Raw genomic sequence first — 13,384 nt, 5'->3', positions numbered from 1 at the left:
ACTCAAACAGAACTCAATGTTGCATGTAGGCTTTCGTGTGGCTTACCACTGCAATTAAGGATATGAAATGCCAGTAATTACTCTTCCTGATGGCAGCCAGCGCGTATTTGACCGTCCGGTCAGCGTGATGGATATCGCTCTGGATATTGGACCGGGTCTGGCGAAAGCCTGCATTGCCGGTCGTGTTAATGGCGAGCTGGTGGACGCGGTTGATCCGATCACCGAAGATGCTCAGGTGGCCATTATCACCGCCAAAGATGAAGCCGGTCTGGAAATTATTCGTCACTCTTGTGCTCACCTGTTAGGGCATGCAATTAAACAGCTGTGGCCGAATACCAAAATGGCGATTGGTCCGGTGATCGATAACGGCTTCTATTATGACGTCGATTTGGATCACACCCTGACGCAGGAAGATCTTGAGCTGCTGGAAAAGCGTATGCACCAGCTGGCTGAGACTAATTACGATGTTGTGAAGAAGAAGGTGAGCTGGCAGGAAGCGCGTGACGTGTTTGCTGAGCGTGGCGAAAGCTACAAAACCACCATTCTTGACGAAAACATCAGCCACGATGATCAACCTGGTTTGTATCATCATGAAGAATATATCGACATGTGCCGCGGTCCGCACGTGCCGAACATGCGTTTCTGCCATCACTTCAAACTGCAGAAAATCTCCGGTGCTTACTGGCGCGGCAACAGCGACAACAAAATGCTGCAGCGTATTTACGGTACAGCGTGGGGCGACAAGAAGCAGCTGGCTGCCTATTTGCAGCGTCTGGAAGAAGCGGCGAAGCGCGATCACCGTAAAATCGGTAAGCAGCTCGACCTGTACCATATGCAGGAAGAAGCGCCAGGTATGGTGTTCTGGCACAACGACGGTTGGACCATCTTCCGTGAACTGGAAGTGTTCGTCCGTACCAAGCTGAAAGAGTACGATTACCAGGAAGTGAAAGGTCCGTTCATGATGGACCGTGTGCTGTGGGAAAAAACCGGCCACTGGGAAAACTACAAAGAAGCGATGTTCACCACCTCTTCAGAGAACCGTGAATATTGCATCAAGCCAATGAACTGCCCTGGCCACGTTCAGATCTTTAATCAGGGTCTGAAATCCTACCGTGACCTGCCGCTGCGTATGGCGGAATTTGGTAGCTGCCACCGTAATGAGCCTTCAGGCGCATTGCACGGCCTGATGCGCGTTCGTGGTTTTACCCAGGATGATGCGCACGTCTTCTGTACTGAAGATCAGGTTCGTGATGAAGTGAACAGCTGTATCCGCATGGTTTACGACATGTACAGCACCTTCGGTTTTGAAAAAATCGTGGTGAAACTGTCGACCCGTCCGGAGAAACGTATCGGTACCGATGAAATGTGGGACCGTGCGGAAGTGGATTTAGCAGAAGCGCTGAAGGAGAACGAAATTCCGTTCGAATATCAGCCAGGAGAGGGTGCCTTCTACGGCCCGAAAATTGAGTTTACCCTGTACGATTGCCTCGACCGCGCATGGCAGTGCGGCACCGTTCAGCTAGACTTCTCCCTGCCAAAACGTTTGGACGCCACTTATGTGGGCGAAAACAACGATCGTCAGACGCCGGTCATGATTCACCGTGCGATTCTCGGTTCAATGGAGCGCTTTATCGGCATCCTGACCGAAGAGTTCGCGGGCTTCTTCCCGAGCTGGCTGGCCCCGGTGCAGGCTGTGGTGATGAATATTACCGACAGTCAGGCAGAATATGTCAGTGAATTGACAAAGAAATTGCAGAAAGCTGGCATTCGTGTCAAAGCAGACTTGAGAAACGAGAAGATAGGCTTTAAAATCCGCGAGCACACATTACGTCGCGTCCCTTATATGCTGGTTTGCGGTGAGAAAGAGGTGGAAGCAGGCAAAGTTGCCGTGCGCACCCGCCGTGGTAAAGACCTCGGGAGCATGGACGTAGATGTGTTTGTTGAGAAGCTGCAACAAGAGATTCGCAGCCGACATCTTCACCAATTAGAGGAATAAGGTTATTAAAGGCGGAAAACGAGTACAACCGACGCGTCCGAACCGTATCAACGGCGAAATCCGTGCTACCGAAGTGCGCTTAACTGGCGTAGACGGCGAGCAACTTGGCATTGTGACATTGCGCGAAGCAATTGAGAAAGCCGAAGAAGCTGGCGTAGATTTAGTTGAAATCAGCCCGAACGCCGAACCGCCGGTTTGCCGTATTATGGATTACGGCAAGTTCCTTTATGAAAAGAGTAAGTCTTCTAAGGAACAGAAGAAGAAGCAGAAAGTTATCCAGGTTAAGGAAATCAAATTCCGTCCTGGTACCGATGATGGCGACTATCAGGTCAAACTACGCAACCTGATTCGCTTTCTGGAAGAGGGCGATAAAGCCAAAATCACGCTGCGTTTCCGTGGTCGTGAAATGGCGCACCAGCAGATCGGTATGGAAGTGCTTAACCGCGTCCGTAAAGACCTGTGTGAAGATCTGGATCTGGCCATTGTCGAGTCCTTCCCGACTAAGATCGAAGGCCGCCAGATGATCATGGTGCTCGCACCGAAGAAGAAACAGTAGGCCTTCAAGTAATAATGCCGCGCAGCGTTCGCGCTGTGCGGAATTTTATTCGCCTGTCTGATTCATTTTATTAACAATGCGAAGTGGATATTTGTAAAAATGCCAAAGATTAAAACTGTCCGTGGCGCGGCTAAGCGCTTCAAGAAGACCGCTTCTGGCGGCTTCAAGCGTAAGCACGCGAACCTGCGTCATATTCTGACTAAGAAGTCTACCAAGCGTAAACGTCACCTGCGTCCGAAAGGCATGGTGTCTAAAGGCGATCTGGGTCTGGTTGTTGCCTGCCTGCCGTACGCATAAGTAAACTTTTTATAAATCTGCCTGAACACTTTGCGTACTGCAGGGAATAGGGCATCACAGAATATGATATAGGAGAGCTCACATGGCTCGCGTAAAACGTGGTGTAATTGCTCGCGCACGTCACAAGAAAATCTTAAAACAAGCTAAAGGCTACTACGGTGCACGTTCACGTGTTTACCGCGTTGCTTTCCAGGCTGTTATCAAAGCTGGTCAGTATGCTTACCGTGACCGTCGTCAACGTAAGCGTCAGTTCCGTCAGCTGTGGATCGCGCGTATCAACGCTGCGGCCCGTCAGAACGGTATCTCTTACAGCCGTTTCATCAATGGCCTGAAAAAAGCCTCTATTGAAATCGACCGTAAGATTCTGGCTGACATCGCTGTATTCGACAAAGTGACCTTCACGGCACTGGTCGAAAAAGCAAAATCAGCTCTGGCGTAAGTCAGATGAAAAAGGGAGCTTGCTCCCTTTTTTATTGCCTGCAACTCACGCAAAAGATTGACATTTTAACCGCTGGGCTTTTCAATAGTGCGGTTTCTATCAAGACAAGGTAACGCAAGCATGCACGCTGCTATTTTCCGTTTCTTTTTTTACTTTAGCGCCTGACAATCGGGGGCTTTTGCGCATAAGAAAAGAAACGAAAAATCGCGCTGAAAGCCTCCCTCGTGGAGGCTTTTTTGTTTCTGGCGACACTTAATCGGATCTCACGGTCCTTACAAGAACTGACCAGCCCGGCTGGAAGAAGAGGAAATCATGTCCCAACTCGCAGACCTGGTGGCCCGTGCCACGGCCGCTATCGACGAGGCGTCGGATATCGCCGCCCTGGACGCCGTGCGCGTCGAATTCCTGGGTAAGAAAGGGCACCTGACGCTGCAAATGACCACCCTGCGTGAACTGCCAGCGGAAGACCGTCCGGCAGCAGGCGCGGTGATTAACGAAGCGAAGCAGCAGGTACAAGACCGCCTTACCGAGCGTAAAAACACCCTGGAAAGCGCTGAACTGAATGCGCGCCTCGCCGCAGAGACCATCGATGTCTCGCTGCCTGGTCGTCGCGTTGAGAACGGTGGATTGCACCCGGTGACCCGCACCATCGACCGTATCGAAAACTTCTTCGGCGAGTTGGGCTTTGCGGTGGTCACGGGTCCGGAAATCGAAGATGACTATCATAACTTCGACGCACTCAACATTCCCGGCCACCATCCGGCGCGTGCTGATCACGATACCTTCTGGTTCGATGCCACCCGTCTGCTGCGCACCCAGACGTCTGGCGTGCAGATCCGCACCATGAAAAACCAGCAGCCACCGATCCGCATCATCGCGCCAGGTCGCGTGTATCGTAACGACTACGATCAAACGCACACCCCAATGTTCCATCAGATGGAAGGCCTGATTGTTGATAAAGACATCAGCTTCACCAATCTGAAAGGCACGCTGCACGATTTCCTGAACAACTTCTTTGAAGAAGACCTGCAGATTCGCTTCCGTCCTTCTTACTTCCCGTTCACTGAACCCTCCGCAGAAGTGGATGTGATGGGTAAAAACGGCAAGTGGCTGGAAGTGCTGGGCTGCGGCATGGTGCATCCAAATGTTCTGCGCAATGTCGGCATCGATCCGGAAGTTTACTCGGGCTTCGCTTTCGGCATGGGGATGGAGCGTCTCACCATGCTGCGTTATGGCGTGAACGATCTGCGCGCCTTCTTCGAAAATGATTTACGTTTCCTCAAACAATTTAAATAAGGGCAGGTTATCCAATGAAATTCAGTGAACTCTGGTTACGCGAATGGGTAAATCCAGCCCTGGACAGCGCTGCGCTGTCTGAGCAAATCACCATGGCCGGCCTGGAAGTGGACGGCGTGGATCCTGTCGCCGGTGCGTTCCATGGCGTGGTCGTGGGTGAAGTGGTGGAGTGCGGCCAGCACCCGAACGCCGACAAACTGCGTGTGACCAAAATCAACGTGGGCTGCGAGCGCCTGCTGGATATCGTTTGTGGCGCGCCAAACTGCCGCCAGGGCCTGAAAGTCGCCGTGGCGACCGTCGGCGCTGTGCTGCCAGGCGATTTCAAAATCAAAGCCGCGAAACTGCGCGGTGAGCCTTCAGAAGGCATGCTGTGCTCGTTCTCTGAGCTGGGTATTTCCGACGATCACAGCGGCATTATTGAACTGCCCGCTGATGCACCGATTGGCACGGATATCCGCAGCTATCTGCAACTGGATGACAACACCATTGAAATCAGTGTGACGCCTAACCGTGCTGATTGCCTCGGTATTATCGGCATCGCGCGCGATGTGGCGGTGGTCAACGGTTTGCCGCTCACTGAGCCAACGATTGAGCCCGTTAAGGCAACAATCACCGATACCTTCCCGATTCGCGTGGACGCCACAGAGGCTTGCCCACGTTATCTGGGCCGCGTGCTGAAAGGAATTAACGTAAAAGCGGCAACGCCACTGTGGATGCGTGAAAAACTGCGTCGCTGTGGAATCCGTTCTATCGACCCGGTGGTAGATATCACCAACTACGTTCTGCTGGAACTGGGTCAGCCAATGCACGCCTTTGACCTCGACCGCATTGACGGCGGCATTGTGGTGCGCATGGCGGAAGAGGGCGAAGTGTTGACGCTGTTGGATGGCACCGAAGCCAAACTCAGCAGCGATACGCTGGTGATTGCTGACCATCAAAAAGCGCTGGCGATGGGCGGCATTTTTGGTGGTGAACACTCTGGTGTGAACGAAGAAACCAAAAATGTGCTGTTCGAGTGTGCCTTCTTTGAACCGCTGGCGATCACCGGCCGTGCACGTCGTCAGGGCCTGCATACCGATGCGTCGCATCGTTACGAGCGTGGTGTTGATCCGGCGCTGCAATTCAAAGCCATTGAGCGTGCTACCCAGCTGCTGCTCGACATCTGCGGTGGTGAAGCAGGTCCGGTTATCGATCAAACCGACGCCAGTAAATTGCCTGAGCGCGCCACTATCACGCTGCGTCGCGAAAAGCTGGACCGTCTGATTGGTCACGTGATCGCCGATGAGCAGGTCACCGATATCCTGACGCGTCTGGGTTGCGAAGTGAGCGTGGGCAATGGCGAGTGGACAGCCGTTGCGCCAGGCTGGCGTTTCGATATGGCGATTGAGGAAGATCTGGTTGAAGAAGTGGCCCGCGTGTACGGCTACAACAACATCCCAGACGTGCCAGTGAAAGCCAACCTGATCATGACTCAGCATCGCGAAGCGGATTTGTCGCTGAAGCGGGCGCGTAACCTGCTCGTCGATAAAGGTTATCAGGAAGCCATTACTTATAGCTTCGTTGATCCCAAAGTGCAGCAGTTGCTGCATCCAGGCGAAGAAGCGCTGATTCTGCCTAGCCCAATTTCCAGCGATATGTCGGCGATGCGCCTGTCGCTGTGGACCGGCTTGCTTGGTGCAGTGGTGTATAACCAGAACCGTCAGCAAGGCCGCGTACGCCTGTTTGAGAGCGGTTTGCGCTTTGTTCCTGATACGCAAGCCGATCTCGGTATTCGCCAGGATCTTATGCTGGCGGGGGTTCTGAGCGGTAATCGTTACGAAGAGCATTGGGATCTGGCGCGCCAGACAGTTGACTTCTATGATTTAAAAGGCGATTTAGAGTCGCTACTGGATTTGACCGGTAAACTTGATGAGATTTCTTTCCGTGCAGAAGCTAATCCGGCACTGCATCCAGGACAGAGCGCGGCAATTTATTTATGCGGCGAACGAATCGGATTTATCGGAGTGGTTCATCCGGAGTTGGAACGTAAGCTGGATCTCAACGGCCGCACCTTAGTGTTTGAACTGCTTTGGAATAAGGTCGCAGACCGCGTCCTGCCTGACGCGCGCGAGATTTCACGCTTCCCGGCGAACCGTCGTGATATCGCTGTGGTAGTGGCTGAAAACGTGCCCGCAGCAGATATCATCGCGGAGTGTAAGAAAGTTGGCGTAAATCAGGTAGTTGGCGTAAACTTGTTTGACGTGTACCGTGGTAAGGGCGTGAACGAGGGCGAAAAGAGCCTCGCGATTAGCCTGATTTTGCAGGATACCAGCCGGACACTCGAAGAAGAGGAGATTGCCGCGACCGTTGCCAAATGCGTTGCGGCATTAAAAGAGCGATTCCAGGCAACCTTGAGGGATTGAACCTATGGCGCTTACAAAAGCTGAAATGTCAGAGTACCTGTTTGAAAAACTCGGGTTGAGCAAACGCGATGCTAAAGAGTTGGTTGAGCTCTTCTTTGAAGAAGTTCGCCGCGCGTTGGAGAACGGAGAACAGGTTAAACTGTCCGGATTTGGTAATTTTGATCTGCGTGACAAAAACCAACGTCCGGGCCGTAACCCGAAGACGGGGGAAGATATTCCTATCACTGCCCGCCGAGTGGTGACCTTCCGTCCGGGACAGAAGTTGAAAAGTCGCGTTGAGAACGCGACACCGAAGGACGCTGACTAATTTCAGTATGACAAAAAGGCCGCTTAGCGGCCTTTTTTATTGGCTGCAAGATAGCCATTCTGCGCAATTTTTCCATAATGTCAGGATTTCGTAAGTATGCGGAAAATAGGATGAAAATCGGCACTGGCTGATAGTGACTGTCGCAATCCATTTGTTATAACAGCGCCATCACATAACAAGGGGTATTGCTGATGAAAAAGACAGCACTTTTACTGGGCATCCTGTTAGGCATGCCGCTGCTGGCTAGCGCCAATGTTTCCGTTAACATCAACACACCGGGTGTCTCTATTCATATCGGTGATCAGGATAAACGTGGCTACTATTGGGATGGCTACGACTGGCGAGCGCCAACCTGGTGGAAACAGCACCACAATCAGCGTGTTGGCATGAAAGGCCCACACGGTTACTGGAACGGTAACGGCTGGCAGTCACAGCACCCGGGCAATGCGCCGCGCCACGATAACAAACCGCAGCCGCGCGACCAGCATCATGACCCGCGTGATAACCACGATAACCACGATAAGCGTGATAATCACGGTCAACCGATCCCGCCTCATCAGTAAGCATTGCTCAGCGGCACCCACTCGGTGCCGCTTTCTTTTTGCCACAATCTCACTACAATCAAATCTCTGTTTTCTCAGCCAATCTCATCTATGACTCTGTTGGACCAGCTTGCTTATCAGGCCGATCGTCGCAGCCAGCGCTGGCTAATGCTGCTGAGTGCCACTCTGCTACTGCTGTTTGTACTCAGTCTGTGTGCCGGAGACAGCTGGATTTCCCCAACCCAATGGTTTTCATCGAAGGGTGATCTCTTCGTCTGGCAGTTACGCTTACCGCGGACGCTGGCCGTGCTACTGGTGGGCGCAGCACTGGCGGTGTGTGGTGTGGTGATGCAGGCGCTGTTCAACAATCCGTTGGCAGAACCCGGCCTGCTTGGCGTATCAAATGGCGCGGGCATTGGGTTAGTGTTGGGTGTCATGCTGGGCAATGGCTCGTTATGGAGCCTGGCGCTGGCGGCGATGGCGGGCGCATTATTGATCACGCTGATCCTGCTGCACTTTGCCCATCGTCAGCTTTCAGCCAGCCGCTTATTGCTCACGGGGGTCGCGCTCGGCATTATCTGTAGCGCAGTGATGACATGGGCCGTGTACTTTAGCACCAGCCTCGATCTGCGGCAGTTAATGTACTGGATGATGGGCGGCTTTGGCGGTATTGACTGGCGCTATGGCTGGATGATGCTGGCGCTGTTGCCGGTTACTCTGCTGCTTACCGCCACCGCGCGGACGCTGAATTTACTCTCACTGGGGGAAACCTCAGCGCGTCAGCTAGGCCTGCCGTTGTTGTTATGGCGCAACCTGTTAGTGCTGGCGATGGGCTGGCTGGTTGGCACCAGCGTGGCGATGGCCGGTGCCATCGGGTTTGTCGGATTGGTCATCCCTCATCTGTTACGCTTAAGCGGTTTTAGCGATCATCGTTACCTGCTGCCCGCCTCGGCGCTGGCAGGGGCTGCGGTGCTCCTCGGGGCAGATATTATCGCCCGACTGGTGCTGACGTCGGCAGAGCTGCCGATTGGCGTGGTCACCGCCACCCTCGGCGCACCGCTGTTTATCGTGCTATTAGTGAAATCTTCGCGCTAGCAATGGCTGGCATCTTGGTCTCAACAACAGGAATCGACAATGAGCATTTATCAGACAGAACTGGTTACCCTGGACGGCGAAAAAACGACACTGGCACAGTATCAGGACAACGTACTGCTGGTGGTCAACGTGGCGTCAAAATGTGGGCTGACGGCGCAGTATGAGCAACTTGAATCACTGCAGAAAGCCTGGCAGGACAAAAACTTTAGCGTGCTGGGTTTCCCGTGCAACCAGTTTCTGGAGCAGGAGCCGGGCAGCAACGAAGAGATCAAAACCTTCTGTAGCACCACTTATGGTGTGACTTTCCCGATGTTCGATAAAACCGATGTGAACGGTGCAGATCGTCATCCGCTGTATGCGCAGTTAACGGCAGCGCAGCCGGAAGCCGAACGTCCTGAAGGCAGCGGTTTCCTCGAGCGTATGGTGAGTAAAGGTCGTGCACCTAAAGCTGAGGGCGACATTTTGTGGAACTTCGAAAAATTCCTCATCAACAAACAGGGCAAGGTGATTGCGCGTTTTTCTCCGGATATGACGCCTGATGATCCGATCATCCTGAAACGCGTTGAGCAGGCGCTGGCAGAGTAAATGCTGTTGCAGTGTCAGGGAGTCAGCGTCGCGGGACGTCTGGCTCCGGTTGATCTCAGCGTCAATGCGGGTGAATGGATACATCTGGTGGGCCCGAATGGCGCGGGAAAAAGTACTTTGCTCAGTGCGCTGTCGGGATTATTACCGGCTCAAGGCGTGATTCAGCTTGCAGGAATGTCGTTGAGCCGCTTAAGCGGGTCCGCGCTGGCTCAGTGGCGTGCCTGGTTACCGCAACAACAGGCCGCGTTAGGGACCATGCCCGTCTGGCACTATCTACGATTGCATTTCTCTTCGGCGTCGCCGCAGGCAGATGTCACACTCAATGATGTGCTGACGCAACTCAGCGTACAGGACAAATTAACCCGTAAGCTGACGCAGCTCTCCGGAGGCGAATGGCAGCGCGTGCGGCTGGCGGCGGTGGTGATGCAAATCCATCCAGCGATCAATCCTCACGGCAAGCTTTTAATTCTGGATGAGCCACTGACGGCGCTGGATGTCGCACAGCAGCGAGCCGTGGACAAATTGCTGCTCCAGCTGTGCCGCGCCGGTATCGCGGTGATTGCCAGCGGCCACGATCTTAACCACAGTCTGCGCCATGCTGACCGCGTAGGGTTGATGCATCAGGGGGAAGTGGTCATGCAGGGACGTGCGCGGGAAGTCCTCACCGCCGCCAATCTCTCCCCTTTGTACCAAACCGAGTTTGAACAATTGGATACGCCGCAAGGCCCTCTGCTGTTTATTCCCTGAATAACATTGCCTGTTAAGCAGATTTGCCGCTAAAGTGTCATCCGGGCGACGGATTTAGGGACATTCTGATGCGAATAACGGTATTTCTTCTGATGCTGCTGCTGGCTGGGTGTAGTAGCCATCACGCGCCGCCGCCGAATGGCCGTCTTTCTGATTCCATCACCGTGATTGCCCAACTCAACGATCAGTTAGGTCGCTGGCGTGGCACGCCTTATCGCTACGGCGGATTAAGTCGAGGCGGTGTAGACTGCTCTGGTTTTGTTTATCTGACCTTCCGCGATAAATTCGATATGCAACTGCCGCGTTCTACCGTCGACCAGACGGATATTGGCACACGCATTGATAAACGCGATTTGCTGCCCGGTGATCTGGTCTTCTTTAAAACGGGCAGTGGAGAGAATGGCCTGCATGTGGGTATTTACGATACCGATAACACCTTTATCCACGCTTCTACCAGCCAGGGCGTGATTCGCTCTTCACTGGATAACGTCTATTGGCGCAAGGTATTTTGGCAGGCACGTCGTATCTGAGTGATTACCATACCAGTGCTGAATGACCTATTCTCTTTATGGTTTTTCAGCCGATATATTATTGAATTCCCCTCGAATTTAACTCTCATTTAAAATGGCACTTTACCTGCGACCGCATTAATACTAAAAATAAGACTGAATTTATTTAATGAGTATGGACAACCACCCCGGTTATTTGGCTTAAGTTTTATTTATGGCTTAAAACGGTTTAATCAGGCACAAAATTGCGTCTCTTCTAACGTTTGGTCCTATTGCCTGACCGTTTTCATTGATATACGATGCGCCAATTGCCACTGCTTCTGGCTGCTAAAATGAAAGTCCATTTATCTGCCGACTATCAGTCGGAAACCTGGTTCTATCCAGTTTATACACTGGCGGGCCAGCTGACTGCGGTCGAGCTGGTGACGCAATTCGTCCACGACAGCGCACCAATTACGCTGCCGCAGGATTTGCTGTTGCCGCAATTAGACGATGCGCAGCAATTACGGTTAATGCAGAGCCAGCTTTCTTTACTGGAAAAGTACCGTGACTTTTTTGAGCTACATCAAATTACCGCTCTGGTTCGTATTGATGATTCGATGGCGTTAACGCTGCTTGGAAGTGAATTTCTGTTAAGGAAATTTAAACAACTTCCTTTTATTATTCTCGATATTAGCGAAACGTTTCCGCAATTAGCGCGCGGAAAAGCGCAGCCACTTCTGGCCACATTACAGCAGGAATTCCGTTTATCGCTTTCCCAATTTGGTGCGGGTAAAGCACCTGCGACCGCAGTCTACGATAATCTCTTTAGTGTACTGAAGCTGGATAAAACCTTTATACAAGGCCTGGCTAAACGTGCATCTTTTACACCCTTTATCCAAACGGTCATCGATAATTTCTCAGATTATGCCGATCAGCTCATAATATGTGGTGTTGACGATAACGCCATGCTGGAGAAAGTCAGCACGCTGAGCGGAGCTCAACTGCAAGGCAATTTGTTCCCGGTTGTCAAAGCGGAACGGTTAGGTGATCTTATTTATCCTGATGTGACTTCGCATACCCCTTCACAGCAGTAGTCCTTTCAACTGTCATCCGCTGACGCCCAGCGTTACACTGAACCCTATTCTTTAAACTCACTGTCGGTGCTTTTCGTGTGCACCTTCTGGAGTGGTGATGCAATTTATTAACAGCTGGCAGCAAGAGCTGTCGGGATGCTATACGGCGCTGATGCCAACGCCGTTGGAAGGCGGGCGTCTGTTCTATCATAACGCGCCGCTGGCGGCAGAAATGGAACTGGATGCCGGGCTCTTCATTGGGCAGGGGCACGGCGTCTGGAGTGGTCGTGAGCTACTGCCAGGTATGGCACCGCTGGCACAGGTTTACAGCGGACATCAATTTGGCGTGTGGGCCGGCCAACTGGGCGATGGGCGTGGCATCCTGCTGGGCGAACAGCAACTGACGAACGGACGTAGACTCGACTGGCATTTGAAAGGGGCGGGATTAACGCCCTATTCGCGTATGGGGGATGGCCGGGCGGTGATTCGTTCCAGTGTGCGTGAGTTCCTGGCTTCGGAAGCGCTGCATCATTTGGGGATTCCCACCACTCGCGCGCTGGCGCTGGCGATTGGCGATGAGCCGGTGCTGCGTGAAACGCAGGAGCGCGGGGCAATGCTGATGCGCATCGCTGAGAGTCATCTGCGTTTTGGTCACTTTGAACATTTTTACTATGGCGGCGAGCAGGATAAGGTCCGGCAACTGGCGGATTACGCCATTCATCATCACTGGCCGCAGCTAAGCGATGACGCTGACCGCTATGTGCTGTGGTTTACCGATATCGTGAAACGCACTGCCAGCCTGATCGCCCAATGGCAGAGCGTAGGCTTTGCGCATGGCGTGATGAACACCGACAACATGTCGATCCTCGGACTGACGCTGGATTATGGTCCGTATGGCTTCCTTGATGATTACCAGCCCGGATTCATCTGCAATCACAGCGATTATCAGGGGCGTTATTCCTTTGAGAATCAGCCGATGATTGGTTTGTGGAACCTCAACCGTCTGGCGCATGCATTGTCAGGGTTGATGAGCACGGATCAGTTAAAACAGGCGCTCAGCCAGTATGAAACGGAACTAATGCGGGTCTGGGGTGAGAAGATGCGCGCTAAACTGGGTCTTCTGACTGCCGATGCCAATGACAACGCGATTCTGACGCAACTGCTGTCGCTGATGACACAAGAGCGAAGCGATTACACGCTGACCTTCCGCTTACTGAGTGAGACGCAGCAGCATCAACAGCGTTCGCCGCTGCGTGATGAATTTATCGACCGCGAGGCGTTTGACCACTGGTACGACGGCTATCGTCAACGCCTGCTGCAGGATGAGGCATCAGACGAACAACGCCAGCAGGTCATGAAAGCGGCCAACCCGGCGCTGGTGTTGCGCAATTATCTGGCACAGCAGGTGATTGAAGAAGTTGAGCAGGGTGAGAAGGCGGCGCTGGAGCGGCTCCATCTGGCCTTACAGCAGCCATTTGATGATGCGGCCGTCAGCGCAGAGTTACGCCAACGGCCGCCAGAGTGGGGCAAAACGCTGGAGGTGAGTTGCTCCAGCTAA

At 53.0% G+C, this 13,384-nt stretch carries 15 protein-coding genes and 1 other annotated feature; all 15 genes read left to right on the top strand.

The window, feature by feature from the left end:
* Positions 1-67 precede the first annotated feature (67 nt).
* The 15 genes from thrS to IAE30_RS15955 all read left to right on the top strand — a co-directional run bounded on the left by thrS (position 68) and on the right by IAE30_RS15955 (position 13,384).
* Positions 68-1,996 carry a threonine--tRNA ligase gene (thrS, locus tag IAE30_RS16025; protein WP_038647340.1) on the top strand — a complete coding sequence of 643 codons (1,929 nt, stop codon included), beginning with the start codon at positions 68-70 and terminating at the stop codon, positions 1,994-1,996.
* 4 nt (positions 1,997-2,000) lie between these two features.
* Complete coding sequence (gene infC, locus IAE30_RS16020; RefSeq protein WP_034821726.1) at positions 2,001-2,552, top strand: translation initiation factor IF-3; 552 nt, start codon at positions 2,001-2,003, stop codon at positions 2,550-2,552.
* 99 nt (positions 2,553-2,651) lie between these two features.
* Entirely contained in the window at positions 2,652-2,849 is a 198-nt protein-coding gene (rpmI, locus tag IAE30_RS16015; protein WP_006118955.1) for a 50S ribosomal protein L35, read from the top strand.
* Positions 2,850-2,931: 82 nt separating this feature from the next.
* Positions 2,932-3,288 carry a 50S ribosomal protein L20 gene (gene rplT / locus IAE30_RS16010; protein WP_007892678.1) on the top strand — a complete coding sequence of 119 codons (357 nt, stop codon included), beginning with the start codon at positions 2,932-2,934 and terminating at the stop codon, positions 3,286-3,288.
* Positions 3,289-3,403: 115 nt separating this feature from the next.
* Positions 3,404-3,529 (top strand) — a sequence feature (Phe leader region).
* Positions 3,409-3,453, top strand: coding sequence for a pheST operon leader peptide PheM (pheM, locus tag IAE30_RS16005; protein WP_121626058.1), 45 nt, complete (start codon positions 3,409-3,411; stop codon positions 3,451-3,453). Its footprint overlaps the feature before it by 45 nt.
* A gap of 71 nt (positions 3,530-3,600) precedes the next feature.
* Positions 3,601-4,584, top strand: a complete 984-nt coding sequence (gene pheS / locus IAE30_RS16000) for a phenylalanine--tRNA ligase subunit alpha (protein WP_038647337.1) — start codon at positions 3,601-3,603, stop codon at positions 4,582-4,584.
* Between the two features lie 14 nt (positions 4,585-4,598).
* Complete coding sequence (gene pheT / locus IAE30_RS15995; protein WP_200680373.1) at positions 4,599-6,986, top strand: phenylalanine--tRNA ligase subunit beta; 2,388 nt, start codon at positions 4,599-4,601, stop codon at positions 6,984-6,986.
* A 4-nt stretch (positions 6,987-6,990) separates the two neighbouring features.
* Positions 6,991-7,293 (top strand): integration host factor subunit alpha, encoded by a 303-nt coding sequence (gene ihfA / locus IAE30_RS15990; protein ID WP_007892687.1) that lies wholly within the window; start codon positions 6,991-6,993, stop codon positions 7,291-7,293.
* A 191-nt stretch (positions 7,294-7,484) separates the two neighbouring features.
* Positions 7,485-7,856, top strand: a complete 372-nt coding sequence (locus IAE30_RS15985; protein ID WP_038647333.1) for a DUF2502 domain-containing protein — start codon at positions 7,485-7,487, stop codon at positions 7,854-7,856.
* Between the two features lie 90 nt (positions 7,857-7,946).
* Positions 7,947-8,930 carry a vitamin B12 ABC transporter permease BtuC gene (gene btuC / locus IAE30_RS15980; RefSeq protein ID WP_038647331.1) on the top strand — a complete coding sequence of 328 codons (984 nt, stop codon included), beginning with the start codon at positions 7,947-7,949 and terminating at the stop codon, positions 8,928-8,930.
* Between the two features lie 39 nt (positions 8,931-8,969).
* Positions 8,970-9,515 (top strand): glutathione peroxidase, encoded by a 546-nt coding sequence (locus IAE30_RS15975; RefSeq protein WP_038647329.1) that lies wholly within the window; start codon positions 8,970-8,972, stop codon positions 9,513-9,515.
* Entirely contained in the window at positions 9,516-10,262 is a 747-nt protein-coding gene (btuD, locus tag IAE30_RS15970) for a vitamin B12 ABC transporter ATP-binding protein BtuD (RefSeq protein WP_038647327.1), read from the top strand.
* A 68-nt stretch (positions 10,263-10,330) separates the two neighbouring features.
* Complete coding sequence (locus IAE30_RS15965; RefSeq protein WP_038647325.1) at positions 10,331-10,792, top strand: NlpC/P60 family protein; 462 nt, start codon at positions 10,331-10,333, stop codon at positions 10,790-10,792.
* Between the two features lie 311 nt (positions 10,793-11,103).
* Positions 11,104-11,847 carry an EAL domain-containing protein gene (locus tag IAE30_RS15960; protein WP_038650155.1) on the top strand — a complete coding sequence of 248 codons (744 nt, stop codon included), beginning with the start codon at positions 11,104-11,106 and terminating at the stop codon, positions 11,845-11,847.
* A 97-nt stretch (positions 11,848-11,944) separates the two neighbouring features.
* Complete coding sequence (locus IAE30_RS15955; protein ID WP_200680371.1) at positions 11,945-13,384, top strand: YdiU family protein; 1,440 nt, start codon at positions 11,945-11,947, stop codon at positions 13,382-13,384.

Origin of the sequence: Pantoea sp. S61 (assembly GCF_016625145.1) — a bacterium.
Classification (GTDB): Bacteria; Pseudomonadota; Gammaproteobacteria; order Enterobacterales; family Enterobacteriaceae; genus Pantoea; species Pantoea rwandensis_B.
This window is presented reverse-complemented; position numbering and strand designations above follow the sequence as displayed.